The sequence below is a fragment of the Planctomonas deserti genome (genome assembly GCF_003067705.1).
GTDB lineage: Bacteria > Actinomycetota > Actinomycetes > Actinomycetales > Microbacteriaceae > Planctomonas > Planctomonas deserti.
In genome coordinates this window covers 1-589 of the sequence record NZ_QANL01000125.1, presented here as the reverse complement: position 1 = coordinate 589, position 589 = coordinate 1, and the positions used below count along the sequence as shown (strand labels likewise).

Here is a 589-nt window from a genome sequence, read left to right as displayed (position 1 = left end):
CTCACCGACGAGCGGATCAGGTGGTCGAACGCGCTCAGTGCGGCGGTCGAACCGGCGCCCATGGCGATGATGATCTGCTTGTAGGGTACCGTCGTGCAATCGCCAGCAGCGAACACGCCCGGCAGGTTGGTCTGGCCGCGGTCGTCGATGACGATCTCGCCACGTGGCGACAGCGCCACGGTGTCCTTCAGCCACTCGGTGTTGGGCAGCAGGCCGATCTGCACGAAGATGCCTTCCAGCTCGACGCGGTGGGCGTCGCCGCCGACGCGGTCCTTGTAGACCAGGCCGGTGACACGGCTGCCGTCGCCCAGCACTTCGGTGGTCTGCGCGCTGGTCAACACGGTGACGTTGGCCAGGCTGCGCAGTTTCTTCTGCAGCACTTCGTCGGCGCGCAGGCTGGAATCGAACTCCAGCAGGGTTACATGCGACACGATGCCGGCCAGATCGATGGCCGCTTCCACGCCGGAGTTGCCGCCGCCGATCACCGCCACGCGCTTGCCCTTGAACAGCGGACCATCGCAATGCGGGCAGTAGGCCACGCCCTTGTTGCGGTACTGGTCTTCGCCCGGCACGTTCATCTGCCGCCAGC

General features: G+C 66.4%; 1 protein-coding gene. It reads right to left on the bottom strand.

The genetic code is table 11. The annotated features are described in order from the left end of the window. The coding region (locus DAI20_RS17565; RefSeq protein WP_159085150.1) for an FAD-dependent oxidoreductase at positions 1 to 589 on the bottom strand (589 nt) is incomplete at both ends.